A 254-nucleotide genomic window follows, 5' to 3' on the forward strand; every position below is an offset into this window, starting at 1 on the left:
GACGGCGCACGACGGCGAGTCGGTCGCCAACACCGAGCCGGTGCCCGGCTACCTCTTCGACGAGATGGGTCTCGTGAACGTGACCCCCGCCTCCGTCTCCGAGGCCATCGAAGAGGGCGACGACGTGTCGCCCGCGGTGCTCAACGAGACGCTCAAGCCCTTCGCCGACGGCCGCGTCGAGCTGCTCGCCTACAACGAGCAGACCTCGAGCCCCGAGACCGAGGCCGTCGAGATGGCCGCCACCGACGCCGGTG

At 70.5% G+C, this 254-nt stretch carries 1 pseudogene; it reads left to right on the forward strand.

Annotated elements, in window-relative coordinates:
• Positions 1-254 (forward strand): annotated as a pseudogene (locus ACZ6JE_RS15365) (ABC transporter substrate-binding protein); the annotation flags it as partial.

The organism is Frigoribacterium sp. AC759 (assembly GCF_979256015.1).